This window comes from Bartonella sp. AA86SXKL (genome assembly GCF_042196885.1).
In genome coordinates, this window is sequence record NZ_JBHIRE010000556.1 from 1 (window position 1) to 567 (window position 567).

Sequence of the window (567 nt, forward strand, 5' to 3'; positions counted from 1 at the left end):
TTTCTTTAAAAGAAGAACCGATGCCCCTAAAAACGATGCAAAAATAACAACACTGATAATTGACGTACGCTTGGCTCCACTTAACTCAGCAAAGGGGTTTTTAGGAATTAAGGATAAAATCATCTTTGGAATATTCATATCCCCAAGTTGAGAAATACGATCCCCGAGAATATTAGAAACATCTTGCCCTTCATTTACCAAACCACTCGTCGTTAATCCAAAGGCATTAACTACCAAAACGCCAACCAACGCTGAAAGAGCAGTTGTAAAGAGCAATATTGAAATTGTCATTATACTCATTTTGCCAATAGCATAAACAGAATGCAAATGAGCGATCGCTGAAACGATAGAGATAAAAACCAATGGCATAACAAACATCTGTAATAACAAGATATAGCCATTACCAACAATGTTAAACCATTCAATTGATTTCAACAAAGTAGCTTCACCTTCTCCATAAATAACCTGCAAAACACTGCCAAAAATCAAGCCAAGGATAAGCCCTAGCATAACACGTAATGAGAGGCTCCATTTCATCCTCTTACTCTGGCCAAGCCATAACAAAAA

Annotated in this window: 1 protein-coding gene; it reads right to left on the reverse strand. The window is 37.0% G+C overall.

The window, feature by feature from the left end; all coding sequences use genetic code 11:
* The coding region (locus tag ACFIO5_RS13255; RefSeq protein WP_375705662.1) for a cation:dicarboxylate symporter family transporter at nt 1-567 on the reverse strand (567 nt) is incomplete at both ends.